This is a genomic window from Stenotrophomonas sp. 28608_Sma (genome assembly GCF_056486185.1).
In genome coordinates, this window is record NZ_CM151308.1 from 1,840,992 (window position 1) to 1,862,639 (window position 21,648).

General features: G+C 66.1%; 13 protein-coding genes and 2 tRNA genes. 7 read left to right on the plus strand and 8 right to left on the minus strand.

Annotation, left to right across the window (positions count from 1 at the left end; genetic code table 11):
* Positions 1–15 precede the first annotated feature (15 nt).
* Positions 16–2,949 carry a TonB-dependent receptor gene (locus ACZLHH_RS08645; RefSeq protein WP_180844135.1) on the plus strand — a complete coding sequence of 978 codons (2,934 nt, stop codon included), beginning with the start codon at positions 16–18 and terminating at the stop codon, positions 2,947–2,949.
* Positions 2,950–2,959: 10 nt separating this feature from the next.
* A complete protein-coding gene (locus tag ACZLHH_RS08650; RefSeq protein WP_149908639.1) occupies positions 2,960–4,555 on the plus strand; it encodes an alkaline phosphatase D family protein in 1,596 nt (531 codons plus the stop codon).
* 113 nt (positions 4,556–4,668) lie between these two features.
* Here ACZLHH_RS08650 and ACZLHH_RS08655 read toward each other — a convergent pair whose 3' ends face one another.
* Positions 4,669–6,777: a phosphocholine-specific phospholipase C gene (locus tag ACZLHH_RS08655; RefSeq protein ID WP_180844134.1), complete on the minus strand. Its 2,109-nt coding sequence runs from the start codon at positions 6,775–6,777 to the stop codon at positions 4,669–4,671.
* A gap of 8 nt (positions 6,778–6,785) precedes the next feature.
* Entirely contained in the window at positions 6,786–9,164 is a 2,379-nt protein-coding gene (locus tag ACZLHH_RS08660; protein ID WP_071229257.1) for a TonB-dependent receptor domain-containing protein, read from the minus strand.
* Positions 9,165–9,315: 151 nt separating this feature from the next.
* Between ACZLHH_RS08660 and ACZLHH_RS08665 the strand changes: the two genes are divergently transcribed.
* On the plus strand, positions 9,316–10,845 hold the full coding sequence (locus ACZLHH_RS08665) for an OmpA family protein (protein WP_107432347.1): 1,530 nt from the start codon (positions 9,316–9,318) through the stop codon (positions 10,843–10,845).
* A gap of 12 nt (positions 10,846–10,857) precedes the next feature.
* Here the strand turns inward: ACZLHH_RS08665 and ACZLHH_RS08670 are convergent, their stop codons facing one another.
* The gene (locus ACZLHH_RS08670; RefSeq protein WP_032128430.1) at positions 10,858–11,784 is read right to left on the minus strand and encodes a c-type cytochrome; all 927 of its coding nucleotides are present in this window, start codon (positions 11,782–11,784) and stop codon (positions 10,858–10,860) included.
* Entirely contained in the window at positions 11,781–13,127 is a 1,347-nt protein-coding gene (locus tag ACZLHH_RS08675; protein WP_107432337.1) for a c-type cytochrome, read from the minus strand. Before ACZLHH_RS08675 ends, ACZLHH_RS08670 begins: the two co-directional genes overlap by 4 nt.
* Positions 13,128–13,312: 185 nt before the next feature.
* On the opposite strand from ACZLHH_RS08675, the gene ACZLHH_RS08680 reads away from it, so the two are divergent.
* Complete coding sequence (locus ACZLHH_RS08680; protein ID WP_134951069.1) at positions 13,313–14,431, plus strand: alpha/beta fold hydrolase; 1,119 nt, start codon at positions 13,313–13,315, stop codon at positions 14,429–14,431.
* 82 nt (positions 14,432–14,513) lie between these two features.
* Here the strand turns inward: ACZLHH_RS08680 and ACZLHH_RS08685 are convergent, their stop codons facing one another.
* Positions 14,514–15,653, minus strand: coding sequence for an MFS transporter (locus ACZLHH_RS08685; protein ID WP_049461323.1), 1,140 nt, complete (start codon positions 15,651–15,653; stop codon positions 14,514–14,516).
* Positions 15,654–15,837: 184 nt separating this feature from the next.
* Here ACZLHH_RS08685 and ACZLHH_RS08690 point away from each other — a divergent pair, with 184 nt between their 5' ends.
* Together ACZLHH_RS08690 and ACZLHH_RS08695 are read left to right on the plus strand one after the other, a co-directional pair.
* Complete coding sequence (locus tag ACZLHH_RS08690) at positions 15,838–16,533, plus strand: alpha/beta hydrolase (RefSeq protein ID WP_180844133.1); 696 nt, start codon at positions 15,838–15,840, stop codon at positions 16,531–16,533.
* Between the two features lie 147 nt (positions 16,534–16,680).
* Positions 16,681–18,882: a TonB-dependent siderophore receptor gene (locus ACZLHH_RS08695; protein WP_180844132.1), complete on the plus strand. Its 2,202-nt coding sequence runs from the start codon at positions 16,681–16,683 to the stop codon at positions 18,880–18,882.
* Between the two features lie 52 nt (positions 18,883–18,934).
* Here the strand turns inward: ACZLHH_RS08695 and ACZLHH_RS08700 are convergent, their stop codons facing one another.
* Positions 18,935–19,636, minus strand: coding sequence for a pirin family protein (locus tag ACZLHH_RS08700; protein WP_180844131.1), 702 nt, complete (start codon positions 19,634–19,636; stop codon positions 18,935–18,937).
* 140 nt (positions 19,637–19,776) lie between these two features.
* Here ACZLHH_RS08700 and ACZLHH_RS08705 point away from each other — a divergent pair, with 140 nt between their 5' ends.
* Positions 19,777–20,697, plus strand: a complete 921-nt coding sequence (locus tag ACZLHH_RS08705) for a LysR family transcriptional regulator (RefSeq protein WP_180844130.1) — start codon at positions 19,777–19,779, stop codon at positions 20,695–20,697.
* Positions 20,698–21,461: 764 nt separating this feature from the next.
* Here the strand turns inward: ACZLHH_RS08705 and ACZLHH_RS08710 are convergent.
* Positions 21,462–21,538, minus strand: a tRNA-Arg gene (locus ACZLHH_RS08710).
* Between the two features lie 32 nt (positions 21,539–21,570).
* Positions 21,571–21,647, minus strand: a tRNA-Arg gene (locus tag ACZLHH_RS08715).
* Between the last annotated feature and the right edge of the window lies 1 nt (position 21,648).

Below are 21,648 nucleotides of genomic sequence, written 5' to 3' on the forward strand. Positions count from 1 at the left end.
TTCCAAGGACCCGTGATGCGCAACACGCTCTACCTGTCGATCATCCTCGCCCTGTCTCCCTGCAGCGTGCCGCTGGCGGCTGCGGCCACTGCCGATGGCCTCGAGGCCCGCGTTTCGGCGCCGATCGCGGCGCAGCCGCTGGCGCGCGCGCTGGAGCAGTTGTCGCGCAGTTCCGGCGTGCAGTTCCTGTATTCGGGCAGTGGTGAAGCGCACATGGCCGGGGCGGTGCTGCGCGGTGCCACCGTCAAGCAGGCGCTGGACGCGCTGCTGGCAGGGACCGGCCTGGGCTACACCGTGGTGGATGGCAACGTCATCGCCATTGATCCTGCGCCGGCACACAACGAACCGAAGCCGGCCGCGCCGAAGCCGCGCGAGGCCGAAGCGGTGGTGGCGCCGACCCTGGGCACGGTGAAGGTGATTGCTGCGCATGAGGTGATCGACCAGAAGAAGACCTCGCCGGTGATCAAGGATTCGGTGGTCTACGACGAGATGGACAGCTACGGCGACGAGACACTGGCCGAGAGCCTGATGGCCGCGCCGGGCCTGAGTGCCGTGGAGGATGCCGGTGAGCCCCGTTACGTGACGGTGCGTGGCGTGCAGGCCAACCTCAACTACACCACCATCGACGGCATCGCGATTGCCAGCGTGGGTGGCAGTGGCTCGGGTGAGCGCATGAACAACCTGCAGCTGATTCCCAGCGACATCGGCACCCGCACCGACATCTACAAGAGCTTCAGCGCAGAGCAGGCGCCGGATGCGATCGGCGGCGTGATCGACATCATCAGCCGCAGTGCCTTCGACCGGTCCGGCAAGTACGTGTTCGCCGATGTGGCTGGTATCTACTCCACGGCCGAGACCAATGTCGAGCGCAGTGCCGGTGGCAACCACGAGACCCTGGGGCATTTCGGCAAGAGCGCCAAGATGGTGTTCTCCAACCAGTTCGGTGCCGACCAGGAATTCGGCCTTGTTGCGGTAGCGCGCTATGAGCAGCGTTCGCGCAACAGCGTCAAGCGCTGGGTGGAGTCGAACTACTACTACAACGACGCCGGCAAGTACCTCACCGACGGCACCACCGGGCCGGACGAGGCCAAGGGCTGGAACGGGCTGCGTGCGCCGGGCAACTTCAGCACCGGCACCTACACCAACTTCATCACCAACTTCGGTGGCTCGGCCAAGCTGGAATGGAAGCCATCGGACGATCCTTTCTACGCATCGTTGCTGCTGTACTCGTACCGGTTCTACGAGAACTCGACGATGAACAAGACCGATCTGTACGGCAACGCCAAGTTTCCGATCCGCAACCAGACCGAAGACAGTGGCACCACCCAGATCAACAGCATCTACATCAAGAACCGCCACGACCGCTGGGACCGCAGCAACCGTGGCGCCATCGCCAGCTTCAACTGGGATATCGGTGATCGCTCGCGGCTGACCCTGCGCGGTGGCCACACCGAAGAGACCTTCCACAACAATCAGGTCTACTGGGGTGTGCGCGCCTACCCAAGCAATCTGTTCGTCGACTACGAGAACGACAGCCACGGCTTCCCGAACGCAGTGGCGGTTTCCGATTCCAGCCTGCTGACCAGCTCGGCGTTCAAACTCAACCCGGCACAGGCCTATGTCTCGCCGCGCGACGCCAAGGAGAGCATCGACAACCTGCGTGCCGACTTCAGCTACAACATCGACGCCGATGCGCGTGGCTTCGGCCTGGCCGCCGGCGCCGAGTATCGCCATCTGAAGATCTGGCAGGACATCGACTTCGACTACTTCAAGAGCAGTGCCACGCTCAACGATTACCTGTATCCGGGTTCGACGCTGCTGGGCAGCGTGCCGGGCTTCCCGCTGATCGACAACCGCAAGTGGAACGAGGAACTGCTGCCTAAACTGGGCAACAACAATGCGGCGTATCCAAATGCCAACTTCACCAGCGACTACAAGTACGTGGAGGACATCACCAATGCCTACGTGTCCGCACACTACGCCTGGGACCGACTGCTGCTGATCGGCGGCCTGCGCTACGACCACACCCGCTTCGATGCCTACAGCCCATTCAGCGATGATGGCGGCACTACGTATACCTCTGCCTTCCGCAATACGAGCGGTGGCTACAACAACCTGCTGCCGTCATTGAATGCGACGTTCAAGCTGAGCGAGGACCAGCGCCTGCGCTTCTCCGCCAGCCGAACGCTGGGCCGGCCGACACCCAGCAACATCGCCCAGGCCACCAGCACCAGCTGTGGTGATGACGAGGAGGGCAGGGGCTTCTGCACCATCAAGCAGGGCAACGCCAACCTGCAGCCGCGCCGTTCCACCAACATCGACCTGGGGTGGGACCTGTACTTCAACGGCAACAACGGCCTGGTCTCGGTGGCACTGTTCGACAAGGTGATCAAGGACGACATCTACACCCTGACCACCTTCGAGAACGTGGGTGACACGCGCTACCGGGTCACCCAGCCGATGAACACCGATGAGTCCAGGCTGCGCGGTGTCGAGTTCGCGGTGGCCAACCGCAACCTGCAGTGGGGCCGCCAGCGCTTCGACATGTACTTCAACGCAACGCGGCTGGAAGGCCAGACCAACTACCGCATCAGTGATGGCACCGAACGCCGCCTGGACCGCCTGCTGTACCAGCCGGACTGGTCGCTCAATGGGTCGGTGATCTGGCGCATGCCGTGGAAGAGCGCACAGCTGCGCCTGTCCGGTACCTACCGCAGCCGGATGCTGGTCGACTTCGGCGATACCCAGTGGCTGGATTCGTACTACGACCCGTACATGACCTTCAACATGGGCTTCAGCCACAAGGTCAGCAAGCACGTGACGCTGAAGTACGAGGCCAAGAACCTGTTCAACACGCAGCCGACCTACAGCACTGGTCCGAACGGGCGCTTCCGTACCGAGATCGACGACTACGGCCGCTTCTTCTATTTCCACATCATCTACAACTGAGGGCGCAGCCGTGGATACGATCAATCGCAGGCGATTCCTGGCCCTGGCCGGCCTGTCCGCTGCCGGCGCCTGGATGGGCACGGCGCACGCGCTGTCCGCACAGACCGATGCCGCCGCGCTGAACCCGCGCAACCTGCTGGCGTCGCCGCGGTTCGCCAGCACGCCGTTCACCCTGGGCGTGGCCTCGGGTGATCCTTCGGCCGATGGCATGGTGCTGTGGACACGGCTGGCGACCGAGCCGCTGGTGTTCGGCGGTGGCATGCCGACCCGGCCGATGGTGGTCGAATGGCAGCTGGCCGCGGACGAGGGCATGCGCAAGGTGGTACGCCAGGGTTCGGCGATGGCGCATCCCGAACTCGGCCACGCCGTGCACGTGGAGCTGGGTGGGTTGGCGCCCGCACGGCCTTACTGGTACCGCTTCACCGTAGGCGGCCACGCCAGTGCGGTCGGTTGCACCCGCACGCTGCCCGCAGCCACGGCCGCAGTGGATCGCGTGCGTTTTGCGGTGGCCGGTTGCCAGCACTACGAGGAAGGCCACTACACCGCGTGGCGGCGCATTGCCGAGGAACCGCTGGATTTCGTTTTCCACTACGGTGATTACATCTACGAAGGCGAAAGCCAGCCGGGCCTGCGGAAAATGAACGGCCAGCCGTTCACCAACCTGCGCAATCATGTCGGGCCGCAGACCTACACGCTGGACGACTACCGTCGCCGCTACGCCCAGTACAAGAGCGATGCCGACCTGCAGGCCGCGCATGCGTCGGCGCCGTGGTTCGTCACCTTCGATGACCATGAAGTGGACAACAACTGGGCCGGCGCCGAAGACCAGGACGATACGCCCAGCGAAGTGTTCCTGCTGCGCCGCGCACAGGCGTTCCAGGCCTACTACGAGAACATGCCGCTGCGCCGTTCGGCATTCCCGCGCGATGGCCACATGCAGATGTACCGGCGCGCACGCTATGGCACGCTGATGGACCTGCACCTGCTCGACACACGCCAGTACCGCAGCAAGCAGGTAAACATGGCGGTGCGCGGGGAGGTGGAATCGCCGGAGCGCAGCATTGTGGGTGCGACGCAGGAGCGCTGGCTGTTCGACGGCCTGGCCGATGCCGCGCCGCGCTGGCACACCATCGCCCACCAGGTGGCACTGGGCAACTACATGCGCGAGAAGGACGGCGTGGTGCAGTCGTCCGACGACCAATGGTCGGGCTATCTGGACAGCCGCCGGCGCCTGCTCGACCACATCCAGAAGGTCGGCTTCGGCAACGTGGTGACGGCGTGTGGCGACGCGCACCGGCATTACGCCAGCGACCTGGTGCAGGACCATCGTGATTCAGGCGTGGTCTCCAGTGAGTTCCTTGCCACTTCGATCACTTCGGGGGCCGACGGCCAGGGCGTGGATGCGTACGCCAGGAATCAGCTCGCGCACAGCCCTTATCTGAGGGCGACCACCGACAAGCGTGGCTATGTGCTGTGCGATGTCACCCGTGATGCCTGGATCGGCGACATGAAGACGCTGGATACCGTGATGCAGCCGAATGGAACGGTGCAGAGCTGGAAGCGCTACGCGGTGGAACACGGCCGGCCGGGGTTGCAGGAGGCCTGATCAGCCAGCACCACTGTAGAGTCGAGCCATGCTCGACTGCTTTTCGATCGTTCTTCGATCATTGACCGGAAAAAGCAGTCGAGCATGGCTCGACTCTACAAGGGCGGAGCGGCTCAATCGTGCTCGAACCGCAATGGTTCGCTGCCCATCGCCGGGTCACTGGTGCCAGGACGCCCATCCTCGGCACGGCCCGCCAGGCGCAGCACACTCTCACCGGCGCTGACCTGCAGGTCATACCAGCCGGCGGTAGGCGTTGCATCCCACGCCAACGAAGTCTCTGCATGCGCGGGCAGTGCCAGCGTCTGCTCGGGCATGTGCCCGGCATAGGCACCGGCATGCACGCGCAGCTGCTGTGCGGTATCGCTGAGATTGCGCAGGTGCAGCCGCAGCTGGCCGTCGGCGCGCTCGACCGACGCCTGCACGATGGGCCCTTTGGCAGCACCCTGGAAGTGACGGTGGAAGCCGTTCGGGCCAAGCAGCCACAGGTCGTACCGCCCCTGTGCATCCAGCGCCCAGCGTTCGCGCAGTGGCGTGCCCGGTACCAGTGTATAGCGGCGTGGCACCGCACCCAGCCGCATCCGATCGTAGACATGCAGGACCGCTGCCGCACCTTCGCAGGACAACACCAGTTCCACGCCCGATGTGTCGATCGCGGCAATCGATGCCTGCGGCCGATAGGGCAGGGCACGCGCCGGACGTACGCCACGTTCCTGTTGCGCCGGTTCCAGCCCCTCCGGCAACGCTGGCACGGTGCGTCCTGGCAGGGCGGCGGCACGTGCGGCTGCCGCGCTCACGTCGGGCAGGCCGCGTATGAACGGACGGGTATCGCGCTGGGCGAAGTCGAAGGCGTTGCTCAGGTCTCCGCAGACCGCACGGCGCCAGGGTGAGATATCCGGTGCGGCCACGCCGAAGCGGCGTTCGATCAGCCGTATGACCGAGGTGTGGTCGTACACCTGCGAATCGACCCAGCCACCGCGACTCCATGGCGAAATCACGTACAGCGGCACGCGCGGACCCAGCCCATAGGGGCGGCCGCGCAGCTCGGCGGCGTCGTACTTCTCGTCGCCCGGTGCCGGATGGCGGTGGTACTCGCCTTCGGTACTGACCGAAGACGTACCCGCCCAGCCACCGTTTATCGGTGAAGGCGGTGCCGGTGGCGGCATGTGGTCGAAGAAGCCGTCGTTCTCGTCGAACATCAGCAGCAGGGCGGTGCGGCTCCACACCTCCGGATCGGCGGTCAGTGCATCCAGCACGCGTGCGGTATAGGCCGCGCCCTGGGCCGGGCTGGAGGGGCCGGGATGCTCGCTGCCGGCCGCGTCGGCGATGATGAAGCTGACCTGCGGCAGGCGTTCATCGACCACGTCCTGGCGCAGCTGCGCCAAGCCACGCGTGCTGACCCCGCGTGCTCGCAGCTGCGGGTCATGCCCCGGCGCAGCGCGGTAGGCCTGGCGGAACGCCTCGAAGCCGGCCAGCGGGTTGTCGGTGAAGTTGTCGGCCATGTCCTGGTAGATCTGCCAGGAGACGCCCGCCTTCTGCAGGCGTTCGACATAGCTGATCCATCGGTACGACGCCGGATGCCCGCCATGTTCCGGGAAGTTGTCGTGCGAGTTGGCGATCACCGGGCCACCGGCGCGCGCGGCCGCATCGTTGTGGCCGGTCCACAGGAACACCCGGTTCGGGTTGGTTCCGGCCTGCATCGCGCAGTGGTAGGCGTCGCAGATGGTGAAGGCATCGGCCAGCGCGAACTGGAAGGGCAGGTCGCTGCGCTGGAAATAGCCCATCGAATGGTTCTGCTTGGCCTTCGGCCATTGCCCCATGCGTCCATGGTCCCAGGCCTGTTGTGCATCCGGCCAGGTGTGCGGTGTGCCCTCCACCCGCATGTAGCCGAAGTGCGCAGCGGTATCCAGCGGGAACGGTGCGATCGCGCGCGTGCCGCTGGCATCGGGTTGCAGCCACAGGCTGCGCGTGCGGCCGCCGGCCTGCAGCGCAGCGGCCGGGGCCACGAAGCGGTCGCCGAAGCCACGTACGCCTGGCAACGTGCCGAAGTAGTGGTCGAACGAGCGGTTCTCCTGCATGAACACCACGATGTGCTGCAGGTCTTCGAGGCTACGCGTCTGCGCGGCGGGGGCGATCGCTGCGGCCCGGGCGATGCTGGGCAGCAGCGGGGAAAGGCCGGCGGCAACGCCGGCCTGCAACAACCGGCGTCGGCCGATATCAGTCACGGGCTCACTCACAGGTCCACACGGAAGGAGATGCCGACAGTGCGCGGGGCGCCGATGAAGGCGTTGTCGCGGCCGTCCACCCCTGCAAGATACCGCTTGTCGGTGAGGTTGCTCACCACCAGGTTGGCACCCATGCCCTTCAGGCGCGGCGACAGGCCCTGCAGGTCGAAGCCGATATTGGCGTTGAACACGGTGGCCGAGGGCAGCTTGTTGACGTTGGCGGCGTCGAGGTAGCGGGTGCCCAGGTAGCGACCGGACAGGCCGAAGTTCCAGTTTTCGCCCTGCCAGTCGGCCGACAGCACCAGGGTCTGCTCGGGCTGGCCGATCACCTTGGCGCCGTCGACGATGCCCAGCTGGGTATCACGTGCGGCATCGCCACTGCCCAGGTACTTGGAGCGGTTGTAGGTATAGGCGGCGTTGAGGCGCCAGCCATTGTCCCAGCCGTAGCCGAACGCCGCCTCCAGGCCGTTGCTTTCCACGCCACCGAAGTTCTCGTAGACACCGTCGGTCTCGCCCAGGTAGTCGATGCCGCTGACAAAGCCAGCCGGCAGGTAGACGATGCGATTGTCGAACTTGATGTTGTACAGGGTGACCGACGCGGTCAGCGGCCAGCGGCTGATGCGCATGCCGACTTCGATGTTGTCGGCGGTCTCCGGCTCGACGTTGCGGAAGCGCTGCGGGTCGGTCTCGCCGAGCACGCCGGAGGGAATGGCGGCGAAGTTCTGCGAGAAGCCAGCGAACAGCTCCATGCCTTCCACACCGGGTGCCCAGGTGAAGCCGGTGGACAGCAGCGGATCGGACCTGGAATCGGATTTGACGTGCTCGCTGGCACCGATCACGCGGCGGCGCGACTGGTCGACGAAGAACTGCTTCACGCCCAGGCGGGCACTGAACGGCCCGAAGCGGGCCACGTCCTCGACGTAGTACATCTGCTCGTCAACCTTGTACTTGTCCTCGAACTGCACCCAGTACGGCTGATGGTCGAAGGCGATGTCCTGGCCGACGTTGAGCAGGCGGTGCCAGTCACGGCGTGCCGAACGGTCCAGCTTCTCCACCCACAGGCCGCCACGGATGGTGTTGTCGATCGCACCGAAGGTCTGCCGCCATTCGACGTCGGCGGTCACGCCCATGCGGTCGTTGTCGTAGTGGGTGTGGCGGTAGGACTGCGCGCCCAGCACGTTGCCCGCGTAGCAGTTCGGATCGTACTCGGCGGTGAAGCCCAGGCGCGGGGTGCAGCTGGCCAGGCGCTGCGCGGCGCTGCCATCGGGATTGACGAAGAAAATCTGGCCGCGGTTACTGCCGCCGTACACGGTCTTTCCACCGATGTACTCCGACTCCGGGCGACCGGCACCATCATCGCTGACCTGCGCCAGGTAGGGGGGCAGCCAGTCGCCACGACCTTCCATGCGGTGCCCGTAAGCCGCCACCGAGGCCTTGAAGCCGTTGCCGCCGTCGAAGGTCGCGCGCAGGTAGCCGAAGGTGTTCTCGCGCAGCGCACGCGAGCCGGAACGGTAGTTCTGGTCCAGGTACGGAATGCCGGTGAGGGTGCCGACCAGGTTGTCGCGGTCCGGATTGGTGGCGAAGCCCTTCGGCGAGACGCTGGTGTACTCCGGCTCGTCGGCATCGTTGTAGGACAGGTAGCCGGTCAGCGTCCAGCGATCCAGCTCGGTGATGAACTTGCCGGCGATGTGGTCATTGCTGGTCTTGCCGCTGCCATCGATCCAGTCGTGCACACGTGCGGAAGAAGCGCTGACCCAGGCGCGGGTATGGCCGCCGAGCAGGCCGGTGTCGTAGCGCACGTAGTACTTGCGCGCTTCGTTGTCACCGGCACCGACCACGAAGCGCAGGCGGCTGTCCTGCAGTGGGTCGCTGGTGAGGAAGTTGAGCGTGCCACCCAGCGCCTCGTTCGAGCGCGAGGAGATGTCGGCAGTGCCCTGGCTGACTTCCACTGTTTCCAGGTCCAGGGTATCGATGTAGCGGTTGGCCAGCGAACCGCCGCCGTAGCCCGAGCCGCCATTGGGCAGGCCGTCGATGGTGGTGCCGATCTGCTGGGTGTCACGGTTGGTCACGAAGCCGCGCATGCTGATCTGCGTGCCCCACACCGACGAACCGGTGGCATCGGCCTCGCTGACCACCACGCCGGGCACTTCGTTGAGCGTGTCGTTGACGCTGCTCATCACGGTCTGCCGGTTCAGTGTTTCCGCGCGCACCGAAGTCTTCGCGTAACTGGTGGCCTGACCAATCACCTGTACCTGGTCGAGGGTACGCGCATCGCTGCTGCGCGCTTCGCCCGTATCGCCCTGCGGTGCTTCTGCGAGGGCGTCCAGGGCGGGGGCGATCAGCAGGGCCAGCAGCGAGACACGGGGAAAACGCGCAATCGTTCGCATCGAAACCGGACCTTCAGAGGGAGGAAAACCCCGGAGTGTCGGCAGCGCCAATGACATCGGGATGACGTGGCAGCGCAGGAACGATGGCACTGTGGGGGCGGTCACGGCCTTCGGGTATGCTCGGCGCTTCAATGGACCTGAGGTGGTGGCGATGCAGAAGCGATCGAAGATCTGGCTGGGAGGTGCAGCCCTGGTGCTGCTGGCAGGGTGCAACCGGACGCCCTCGGATGGAGAGGTGGCACCGCCTGCGCCAGCCACGGCGGACGAGGCCGCAGCACCGGCCGCCGCCCCAGCAGGTTCAACGGCCGCCGCCGACGGCACCGCACTCACCGACCGCGATGGCAAGCCGGTGCCGCTGGTGCCTTTCGACACCGGCAGCGTGCCGCTGAGCGACACCACGCTGGGTGAGCTGCCGTTCTTCAGCCTGCCGCAGGGCTACGCGCCGCAGAACGCCCCGCACCCGCGCGCCTGGGCGCGCTTCCCGTTCCGGATGGGCGAGGGTGTGCATTGGGCGGAAGGTCCGAGCTGGTCGGCACGCATCGTGACCGACAGTGAGGCGGCCCCCGACAAGGCGTTCTCCGCGCTGGAAGTGCAGCGCAACTTCGACGGCGTGATCACCGCCGCCGGCGGCCGCAAGGTCTTTGAAGGCAAGCTGCTGCGCGACATCTACTACGGCCCGCAACTGGAAGGCGAGATCGGGGGTGGCTTCATCGATGCGGTGAACGGTGAACAGGACGCACCCACCACCGTCTACGTGCTGCGCCAGGTCAACCGCACCGTGTGGGTGCAGCTGGCAGTGGACAGCAACGGCGCCGGTCTGGTGGTCGTGGATGACGTGCCGTTCAAGGCCACCGCGCAGTGGTCGGACCGTTTCCCGCACCTGTCCCTGCCGGCCGGCTATCGCGAGCGCAACACGCCCGAGCAGCGTGATTTCGATGCCTTCCCGTTCTGGACCGGAGATCACTTCGAACCGGTCGAGGGCCGCACCTTCGCTGCCGATTTCGACAAGGGCGAGCGCGAATACTCGATGCATGAAGTCCGTCGCAACCTTGAGGCGATGATGGCCCAGGTCAACGGCACCAAGGTGTTCGAGGGGCGCATCCCGCACGAGGCGGCCGAGGGCGTGTCGAAGCAGGTGCAGTCGTCCTACGGCAACGCGGCCAGCTACAGCTGGGACAACTACGACACCGTTGTCTATCGCGTCGATCTGGCTGATGGCCGCCAGGTGTGGGTGCATGCTCGCCTCGAATACCTCAGCGCAGGCTGGGTCGTGGTCGAGCGCAAGGGTTTCACCCAGACCGCGGCGCTGCTGCCGGCCGATGCGTTGAAGAAGAAGCTGGACAGCGACGGCCGCGTGGCGATCCAGGTCAACTTCGCCACCGACAAGGCGCAGATCCTGCCGACGTCCGAACCACAGCTGGCGCAGGTGCTGGACCTGCTGCGTGCCGATCCGTCGCTGAAACTGTCGATCGAAGGTCACACCGACAACAGCGGTGCGGCCGCGCACAACCGCAGCTTGTCCGAGGATCGGGCGCGGTCGGTGGTGGCGGCGCTGACCGCCAAGGGGGTCAACGCCGACCGCCTGCAGGCGGCCGGCTTCGGCGCCGACAAGCCGGTGGCCGACAATGGCAGCGAGGAAGGCAAGGCGCGCAATCGCCGGGTCGAGCTGGTCAAGCGCTGAACCACGCCCTCCTCAGTACCGCGCGTCCTTGGGTTTCGGGTCGCGCGGCCAGTCCTTGGCCTTGTTGGCGAAGTCCGGCCGCGGTTGGTTGATGAAGTAGCTGGCGATGTCCACCGCATCCTGGTCGGGCATCACCTGCTGCCCCAGTGGCGGCTCGCGGGTCACCGCCGGCGGCATGTTGTGCTTGACGAAACCGGCCGCCTTGTACAGGCGCGCCATGCCGGCGCCGATGTTGAAGCTGTGGTCGCCCCACAGCGGCGGGAAGGCGATATCACCGCTGGCGTCGCGCCGGCCTTCGCCGTTGTCGCCATGGCAGGCGGCACACTGCACGGCGTACAGCGCCTGGCCACGGATCGGGTCCGGGGTCAGCGTGCTGTCGATGGGGCCCTCGCTGGGGGCGGCCACCTTTGCACCGTCTGGCACTGGACTGCTCAGCCACGCCATGTAATCGAGCATGGCGCGCATCTGCGGTGAGTCTTTCGGCAGCGGCTTGCCGTTCATTGAGCGCTGCAGGCAGCCATTGATGCGCTCGGTCAGCCCGATCACCTTGCCCGGGCGCGGCATGTAACGCGGATAGGCGCCGCCGCCCGTATTGAAGTAGTGGTTGCCGAACGGTCGCTTGCCCTCGGCCATGTGGCACGAATTGCAGTTCAGATCGTTGCCGACGTTGTCCGGCAGCAGCCGTGCGGTCTCGTTGAGGAGGCGGCGGCCAAGCATCACCGATTCGGCATTGCCGAGCCCGGCGATCTCTTCGGCGCTGGGTGCGTGGTAGTGGCCGACCACCTTGCCCTGCGCATCGAGGATATCGATCGTGCTGGCTACGGCAGCATCCAGGTCCGGGTACAGATGGCGATAGGCGAGGGTGCCGGCGCCGGCCAGCAGCACGAGGGTGACCACGCTGCCGACCAGCAGGCGGGAGCGTTTGCGCGAACGTTTCATCGTGCGGCCTCCTGCGGAACGTAGTGCACCGGCTTGTCACGCACCACCCGGCGCATGCGCGCCACGTCGACCTCGCTCACCGCGCTGGCCTGGTTGCCCCAGCTGCTGCGGATGAAGGTCAGGATCTGTGCCAGCTGTGCATTCGGCAGCTGCTCGAAACCGGGCATGGTGAAGGCCATGCGGTCGTGCGGGGTATGCGGCGTGCGGCCGCCGATCAGGGTCACCTGTACCAGCGAGCTGGGGTCATCGGCGAACACGATCGAGTTGCCTGCCAGGGCCGGGTAGACGCGGGGCATGCCGCGCCCGTCGGCACGGTGGCAGGCCTGGCAGTGCTCGGCATAGGCCAGCGAACCGGCAACACGGTAGTCGCCGCTGCGCAGTGCGGCGGTGGTGGTGTCGGTACCCGGTGACCACTGTGCACTGCGGCCCTCGCGTGCCGGCAGCTGTTTCAGGTAGCGGGCCATCGCCAGCAGGTCGGCGTCGGACAGGTACTGCGTGCTGTGCTCGACCACGTCGGCCATGCCGCCGAAGGCCGCGGAGCGATCGGTGCGTCCGGTGCGCAGGAAGTCGACGATCTCGCCCTCGTTCCAGCTGGCCAGACCGGTTGATTCATTGCGCAGGTTCTTCGCATACCAGCCTTCCAGCACCGAGCCGGACAGGAACTGGCGGCTGCCATCATCGGCCATCGCCTTTTCCTGGAACGCCAGGCCACGTGGCGTGTGGCAGGCACCGCAGTGGGCCAGGCCTTCCACCAGTTCGGCGCCGCGCTGCTGGCTGGCATCCAGCGACGGATCCGGGTTGAACGTACGCGGGCGTGCGAACAGCAGCTGCCACCAGGCCAGTGGCCAGCGCATGTTGGCCGGCCAAGGGATCGTGCTGTCGGCGTTGCCCTGCTTCACCGGCTGCACCGAGCCCATGAAGTAGGCGTACAGCGCCTTGATCTCGGCATCGCTGGCGATCACGTATGAGGCATACGGCATTGCCGGATACAACGGCTGCCCATCGTGACGGATGCCGCGACGGACCGCGCGCTCGAAGTCGGCGTAGTCGTAGGCGCCAATGCCGGTGTCCGGATCGGGCGTGATGTTGGTCGAGTAGATCGTGCCCATCGGCGTCTGCATACCGAGGCCACCGGCGAACGGCTTGCCGCCCGGCGCAGTGTGGCAGGCGGCGCAGTCGGCGGCGCGCGACAGGTACTGTCCCTGCGCGATCAGCGTCGGATCGTGGATGTCGACCTGCGCCGTCTGTCGCGGTGCGAACCAGTAGGGCGTGGTGCGGGCGATGCCGTAGGCGGCGGCCACCGTGGCGGCCAGGGCAATGGCGAGCTTGAGCGAGGTGCGCATGGCGGCACTGTGGGCAATCCCGCGCGCGCGTTCATTGATCCGGATCAATGACTGAACGGATGCAGCTTGTACACCAAGCTGAATCGTTCCTGCGTTGTCATCAAGCCGTCATCCGCGCGCGATAGATGACCGGTCTATCGGGGCGTTAACGTCCCAGCCTGTCTGATTCACCCCAATGACGTGATATGAAGCGCCTGCTGCTGCTGTTGCTGGCGTGCGCCGGCCTGTGGCTGGCTGCATGCTCCTCTTCGATCAATGCCTCGTCCACCTCGCTCGCCGACAGGCTGATCGCGCCAGGTGGCGTATCGACCCTGCTCGATCGCCCGCGTATTGCCGCGGCCATCGCCGAACTGCCCAACCGCCATGGCTTCGCGCCGGGCCGCGATGGCGTGCCGATCTTCTGGCGTGTGTTCGATCCCGGCGACTACGGCGCGCATTATCACTACCTGCCGCAGCGCCACGAGAACGGCCTGCCGCTGGATACCGGCCTGAGCCTGGCGGTGCCGCAGCCGTTCCGTGCGCAGGCACCGCGCGGCACCGTGGTGCTGCTGCACGGCTGGATGATGAACGGTGATTCGATGCTGCCGTGGTCGTTGCAGCTGGCCGAATCCGGCTACCGCGTGATCACGCTCGACCTGCGCAACCATGGACAGTCCGGTGCAGGTCCGTCCGGATACGGCACCTATGAATCCGACGATGTGGTCGATGTAATCGGTGAGCTGCGCGCACGTGGTGAAGTAACCGGCCCGCTGTACCTGTTCGGCGTGTCCTATGGCGCCGCCACAGCGGTATTCACCGCCGACAAGCTCGGTGACCAGGTGGAAGGCGTGGTGGCGATGGAATCGTTCGCCAATGCCGGTGTGGCGATCCGCACGATGATTCCGCACCTGATGGGACTGCAGCCGGAAGGACTGAAGGCGCAGGCGGTGGCGTCGTACGCGCGCTGGCGCTACGGCGGCCAGGACATCAACCAGGTGATCGCCGCCGCCAGCCGCCGCATCGACGTCGATCTGGACCGCGTGGATGTAGCGCGCGCGCTGGCCGATACCCGCGCCTGCGTACTGCTGCTGCACGGCCAGGGCGACCAGCACATTCCGGTCAGCCAGGGCCGCGAACTGGCGCAGGCCAATCCGCGCGCGCACTACATCGAGATGCGCGGCGAGGACCACATCACCCTGCCGCTGCGACTGGACCTGCTGGCGGGCGTGGTCGATGACTGGATGGCGCGCGACCAGCACCATCCGCAGAGTGCCTGCCCGGCGCCCCAGCTGCCGGCCCAGGCCGAGTGGCTGACACGCAGCTGAGAAAAGGGGACGGAGGGGATTAAGTCGTTTCCCGCACAGCTGGGCCGGAAACGACTTAATCCCCTCCGTCCCCCTTTTTCTGTCAGGCCACCCGTCTTGCCAGCGAGCGCGCAGACGCCGCGACGCCCAGCAGCAGCGCGGCCACGCAGAGGAAGGCGAAGCCGAGGCTGGTAGCGTGTGCGAGTGCGCCGATCGCTGCCGGACCGGCGAGGATGCCGGCGTAGCCCAGCGTGGTGACCGCAGTGATGGCGATGCTCTCCGGCATCACCCGCTGTTGGCCGGCCATCGAGAACAGCGCCGGCACGATGTTGGCGCAGCCCAGCCCAACCAGTACGTAGCCGGCCAGCGCCACCGGAAACGATGGCACCAGCGTGGCCAGGGTGAAACCCGCAGCAGCGGTGATGCCGCCGAAGACCAGGGTGCGGGTCCGGCCGAGGCGCTCGACGATGCCGTCGCCGAACAGGCGCATCGCGGTCATCGCCAGGGTGAACAGTGCAAAGCCGGCACCGGCCTGGTCACGTGGCACCTGCCGCACTTCGGCGAGGAACACCGCGCTCCAGTCCAGCATCGAGCCCTCGGCGAGGAACACCACGAAGGCCAGCACGCCGATGAACAGCACCACGCCATGCGGCAATGCCAGCAGGGGGCCTTCATGCAGGATCCGTTGTGGGCGCCAGTGCGGTGCCGACAGCACTGCCACCAGCAGCAGAGCGGCCACGGAAACCAACGCGGCCAGCCACAGCGGCGTACCCAGGATCAGCATGCCGGTCATGCAGCCGGCGCCGACGAAGCCGCCGATGCTGTAGAAGGCATGGAATCCGGACATCATCGCGCGCCCGGCGTCGCGCTCGACCGCGACCGCCTGCATGTTCATCGCACAATCCAGCGCACCGACGCCGGCGCCGAACACGAACAGGGCCGCGCCCAGCGCTACCGGAGAGGGCGCCAGCACCAGCAAGGGCAGGGCGCACAGCATCATCGCGCAGGTGATCACCATCACCCGGCGGCATCCCAGCCGCCCGGTCAGCGCACCTGCCAGTGGCATCGCCAGCAGTGAGCCGAGCCCGAGGCATAGCAGCACCGCGCCGAGGCTGGCGTCGGACAGCCCGGCCTTGGCCTTGGCGTAGGGCACCATCGGCGCCCATGCGGCGGTGGCGAATCCGGGAATGAAGAAGGCAGCGCGGGTGGCGTGCTGCTGGGCACGTGGGGATGAAGGCGTCATGCGCGATACGAAGCTCCAAGGATCATCCATGAAAACGTTTTCAAGCGGGATCGGCAAGTGCCATGCATGACATCCAGCGACGCATACGATTGCAGTGACCCGAATGCGTCACCGCTGATTAACGCCCTGCGCGGACAGTGGCGACACGGTCGGCATTCCGCCGGCCGCTGCCGGAGATCCGTACATGAGCACGACACCGACCATCCTCCTCGTCCATGGTTTCTGGGGCGGGGCCGCACACTGGGCCAAAGTGATCCTGGAGCTGCATCGCAACGGCCATGACCGCGTGCAGGCGGTGGAACTGCCACTCACCTCGCTGGCCGACGATGCCGGCCGCACCCGGAAAATGATCCGGCAGATCGACGGGCCGGTGCTGCTGGTCGGCCACTCCTATGGCGGCGCGGTGATCAGCCAGGCCGGCAACGAGGACAACGTGAAGGGCCTGGTCTACATCGCCGCTTTCGCGCCTGATGCCGGCGAGAGCCCCGGTGGCATCACCCAGCAGCACCTGCCGGAGGCGGCGCCGAACCTTGCGCCGGACAGCGATGGCTACCTGTGGCTGCGTGCGGACAAGTTCCATGAGAGCTTCTGCCAGGATCTGAGCGAAGACGAGGGCCGGGTGAAGGCGGTGACCCAGAAGGCGCCGCTGGCCAGCACTTTCGGTGATGCGGTGAGCGACCCGGCGTGGAAGCACAAGCCGAGCTGGTACCAGCTGTCCCGCCATGATCGGATGATCGCGCCGGAGAACCTGAGGGCAATGGCCACGCGCATGCAGTCCAAGCGACTGCTGGAGCTGGATGCCAGCCATGCCTCGCTGGCCTCGCAGCCGAAGGACGTGACCGCACTGATCCTGGAGGCCTGCGCCGCCATCGGCGGCTGAGCCTGCGGCAGCGCGCCGCACCACAGCACACCGCACGACAGCCGGGGCGCAGGGGAGTACACTCCTGCGCCTGCGGCCATCCGGCCTCATCCCCATCCCGCCTCCAGCCGCCGCCAGAGGATCCCACCCGATCGTGGAGGTCCCGTCGTGTCGTCTGTGCCTGTCCGTTTTCCGCTCCCGTTTCCACGTCGCCTGCCGCTGCCGCAGGCGCTTGTCCAGGGCCTGCTGATCACCGCACTGGCCAGCAGCGGCATCGCAGCCGCGCAGTCCGCCGCCGGGCCAGACAAGGCCGCCGAGGCCCCGGCGTCGCAGACCCTGCAGACCGTGCAGGTCACCGCCAACCTGCTCGGCACCATCACCGAGGGCAGCGGCGCGTACACGCCGGGCACCATCGCCACCGCCACCCGCCTGGTGCTGACCCCGCGGCAGACCCCGCAGACCATCAGCGTCATTACCCGCGCTCAGATGGACGACTTTGGCCTGAACGGCATCGATGACGTGATGCGGGTGACCCCGGGCATCAGCATCGTCACCTACGACAGCGAGCGCACCGAGTACTACGCACGTGGATTTGCCGTGCAGAACTTCCAGTACGACGGCATCCCGATGTCGCGTGACTCGGCCTATTCGGCGGGCAACACGCTCAGTGATACCGCGATCTATGACCGCATCGAAGTGCTCAAGGGCGCGACCGGCCTGCTCACCGGCATGGGCGATCCGGGCGCGACCATCAACCTGGTGCGCAAGAAGCCGGGCAAGGAGTTCGCCGGCAGTGCCACGCTGGGTGTGGGCCGCTGGGATGACTATCGTGCCGAGATCGATGTTGGCGGTCCGTTGACCGCCGATGGACGTGTGCGCGGTCGCGCGGTGGGCGCCTGGCAGGACAAGCATTCCAATCTCGACTTCTACCAGCGCACCAGCAAGGTGGGCTACGCGGTGCTGGAAGCCGATCTGGGCGAGCGCACCCTGCTGACCGTGGGTGGGGATACGATGGACAGCGACCCGAAGGGCTCGACCTGGGGTGGCATCCCTCTTCTGGACAGTGCCGGCAACTTCAATGACATGCCGCGTTCGTTCAACAACGGCACCCGCTGGAGTGGCTGGCGCCAGTATGTGCGCACCGGCTTCGCCACGCTCGAGCATACCTTCGCCAACGACTGGGTGGCCAAGCTGCAGCTCAACCACCAGGTCAACGGCTATGACGCGGCACTGGCCGGTGCCGCCGCCGGCAATCCCGATCCGTTGACCGGCGAGGGCGTCAGCCTGTGGCTCGGCAAGTACGTTGGCAAGACCGTCAGCAATGCGGCCGACTTCTACCTGAGCGGTCATTTCGGCCTGTTCGGCCGCGAGCATGAGCTGGTCGTCGGTGGCAGCGCCTCGCGCAAGCGCTGGACCAATACCGGCTACGGCCCGCAGGCGGGGTTCCCGGATACCGTGCCGGACTACAGAACCTGGAATGGCGACATTCCCGAGCCGGAGTGGCAGCGCAGCTACAGCAACAACGAAGTGACGCGTGAGAACGGCCTGTACGTGGTCGGTCGTTTCGACGTGGCCGATCCGTTGAAGGTGATCGTCGGCAGCCGCCTGGCCAGCTACCGTTCGCCGCAGACGCGCGAAACCGGCGTGTTCGTACCGTATGCCGGCGTGGTCTACGACCTTGGTGAGCACTATTCGGTGTACGCCAGCTACAGCACCATCTTCAAACCGCATAGCGAACGCGACGAGCAGGGCAAGGCACTGGATCCGCTGGAAGGCCGCAGCTACGAGATGGGCCTGAAGACCGAGTTCCTCGATGGGCGCTTCAACGCCAGTGCGGCGCTGTTCCAGCTCGACCAGAACAACTTTGCCCAGCCCACCGGCGGCAAGACGCCGGACGGGCAGGATGCGTATCGCGCCCTGATGGGCGTGCGTACCAGGGGCTACGAGCTTGAGATGTCGGGCCAGCTGGCGGAAGGCTGGCAGGTGCAGGGTGGGTTCTCGCACAAGATCGCCCGCCAGGCCGGTGCCAAGGTGACCACACTTGAGCCGGAAAACCAGTTCAGCCTGCACACCAGCTACCGCCTGCGCGGCGACTGGAAGGGGCTGACGCTGGGCGGTGGCGCGCGCTGGCAGGATTCCACTTTCGGCGAGATCACCAACCCGGCCACGCAGGCCAAGGTGGTGCATCGCACCCAGCCCTATTGGCTGCTGGATGCGATGGCGCGCTATGAATTCAACGATCGCCTGTCGGCCACGCTCAACGTCAACAACCTGCTGGACAAGCGTTACTACACGATCTTCAGCTGGTACAGCACCTATACCTGGGGTGAGCCGCGCAACGTGCGGTTGAGCTTGAATTACAGGTTCTGACGCGGCTCTACACATACGCCCGCGATGCTTTTCGGCATCGCGGGCGTTGTCGTTACAGCGGCAGGTCGAACACCAGCACTTCGGCGTCGTTGCCGTTCTCCAGGGTCAGCTGCGCTTCGTCGCTGACCTGCAGTGCATCACCGGCTTCCAGGGTGATGCCATTGACCTGCAGCTGGCCTCGGGCCACCTGCACATAGGCGCCACGGCCGTTGCCGAGGGCGTGGTGCAGCTTCTGGCCGCCATCGAGGATGGTGGCGAAGATGCGGGCATCCTGGTGGATGCGCAGCGAACCATCGGCACCGTCCGGCGAAGCGATCAGGCGCAGCTGGCCGCGCTTGGTTTCCGGTGCGAAGTGGGTCTCTTCGTACGACGGAGTTATGTTCTCCGCGTCCGGGAAGATCCAGATCTGCAGGAAGTGCACGGTCTCGTCGGCGGAGTGATTGAACTCGCTGTGGCTGACACCGCTGCCGGCACTCATGCGCTGCACGTCGCCGTAACGCAGCACCGAACCGGTGCCCATCGAGTCCCTGTGCTCCAGCGCGCCGCCCAGCACATAGGAAACGATCTCCATGTTGCTGTGGCTGTGGGTGCCGAAGCCCTGCCCGCCGATCACCTTGTCTTCGTTGATCACCCGCAGCGGGCCGAAGCTGACGTAGCGCGGGTCGTAGTAGTTGGCGAAGGAGAAGGTGTGGCGCGAGGACAGCCAGCCATGCTCGGCCAGGCCACGGGTAGCGCTCTTGCGGATCTGCAGCATGATGGAATCTCCTTGTTCGATGGTTTCGATGGGGCGGGGTGGGCTGGTAGCCGCTGTGTTTCCCCGTTGGAGAGAAGTATCCGCTTGCGCCCTGGGTTTGAAAAACGGATAGTTTTGACAGCCATCATCGAAAAATTCGAATGCTCAAGCTCAGCCTCGATGCCCTGCAGATCCTGGATGCCATCGACCGCCGCGGCTCGTTCGCCGGCGCCGGCAAGGCTCTGCACAAAGTGCCTTCGACCATCTCCTACACCGTGGCCAAGCTGGAGGAGGACCTGGGCGTACAGCTGTTCGACCGGGTCGGCCCGCGCGCCGAGCCGACTGAGGCTGGCCGCGCGCTGCTGGACGAAGGCCGGCACCTGCTGCGCGCCGCCCGCGAGCTGGAACTGCGGGTGCGCCGGGTGGCGTCGGGCTGGGAGACCGAACTGACGCTGGCGGTGGATTCGGTGTTCCCGACCTGGCTGCTCGGCCCGGACATCGCCGCATTTCGTGAGGCCGAGGCACCGACCCGGCTGCGATTGATCGGCGAGGCCCTGTCCGGTACCTGGGAGGCCTTGCTGGACCGCCGTGCCGACCTGCTGGTTGGTGCGCCGGGCGAGGGTCCCAGCGGCGGCGGTTACGTGGTCGAGCCGCTGGGTACGGTGGAGTTCGTGTTCGCGGTCGCCCCCGATCATCCGTTGGCCGCAGTGCCGGGCGTGCTCGGACGCGAACAGCTGGTCGAGCACTGCGCGATCGCGGTCTCCGATTCGGCGCGGCGGCTGCTGCCGCGCACGGTCGGTCTGTTGATGGGGCAGGAGATGCTGACGGTGCCGGACATGGCCAGCAAGCTGAAGCTGCAGTGCGAAGGCGTGGGCTTCGGTTTCCTGCCCGAGCCCTGCGCGCGTGCGGCGGTGGCGCGTGGCCAGCTGGTGATCCGCGAGGTGGAGGAGCACAAGCCGGAAGAGACCTTCTGGCTGGCCTGGCGCACCGGCGAGGATGGCGCCGCACTGCGCTGGTGGCGAGAGCGCCTGCGCAGGCCGGAGCTGCTGTCGCAGTGGTGGCAGTCAATGGCCAAAGGGTAGGGGTTTGGCAGGGCTGCGCCCTGCACCCGCTGCGAGCTGGAGCAACAGCAACAGCAACAGCAACAGCAGAAGCTGGTTTCCTGTGGGGAGGCGGGGTGGGTCCGGTTGCGGGGGGGGGGGGCGCTGCAAGTCCCCCTCCGGGGCCCGGCCCAGCCGCTGGCGGCTGTGCGTTAGGGCGCTTGCGAAGCAATGCTTCGCAAGCAAAGCGCCCTCACCCATGTAAGCTCGGTCGCCGCTTGCTCGTGTGCGCTGTCCTGCGTACACGGCAAGACCCGGGTTGGGCCTCCTGCCCAACCCGCCCGAGGCATGCCTCGGGCCCATGCGGCTCACGCCCCCGCAACCGGACCCACCCCGCCTTCGACAGTTTTCCGCGATCTGTCGGAACGGCGTACTGCTCTGGTAGGTGTCGACCTTGGTCGACACGGTAGATCCACGCCATGCGTGGATGAATTCATTCGATATCTGACAGATGTGTCGACCAAGGTCGACACCTACCAACAGCCGCGTGAACCTGTCGAAGGTGGGGCGGTGTCGGAGTGCGGGGTGTCAGCCGCATGGATGCGGCTGCCAAGCCTACAGGGACGTACTTGCGGCGTCCCCGCACTCCGACACCGCCCCGCCAACCCACGGAATGCCAGCTTTTGCTTTTGCTTTTGCTGTTGAGGTTGCCGGCCAGCGGCCGGTACTACCAGGGTGCAGGGCGCAGCCCTGCCGAAAAACACACATAAAAAAACAGCAGGCCGGGGCCTGCTGTTTCGGTGTAATGGTGCGCCCGGAGAGATTCGAACTCCCGACCGCCTGGTTCGTAGCCAGGTACTCTATCCAACTGAGCTACGGGCGCCAATTACATAAACTTGTTGTGCTGACTGTGTATGGTGCGCCCGGAGAGATTCGAACTCCCGACCGCCTGGTTCGTAGCCAGGTACTCTATCCAACTGAGCTACGGGCGCG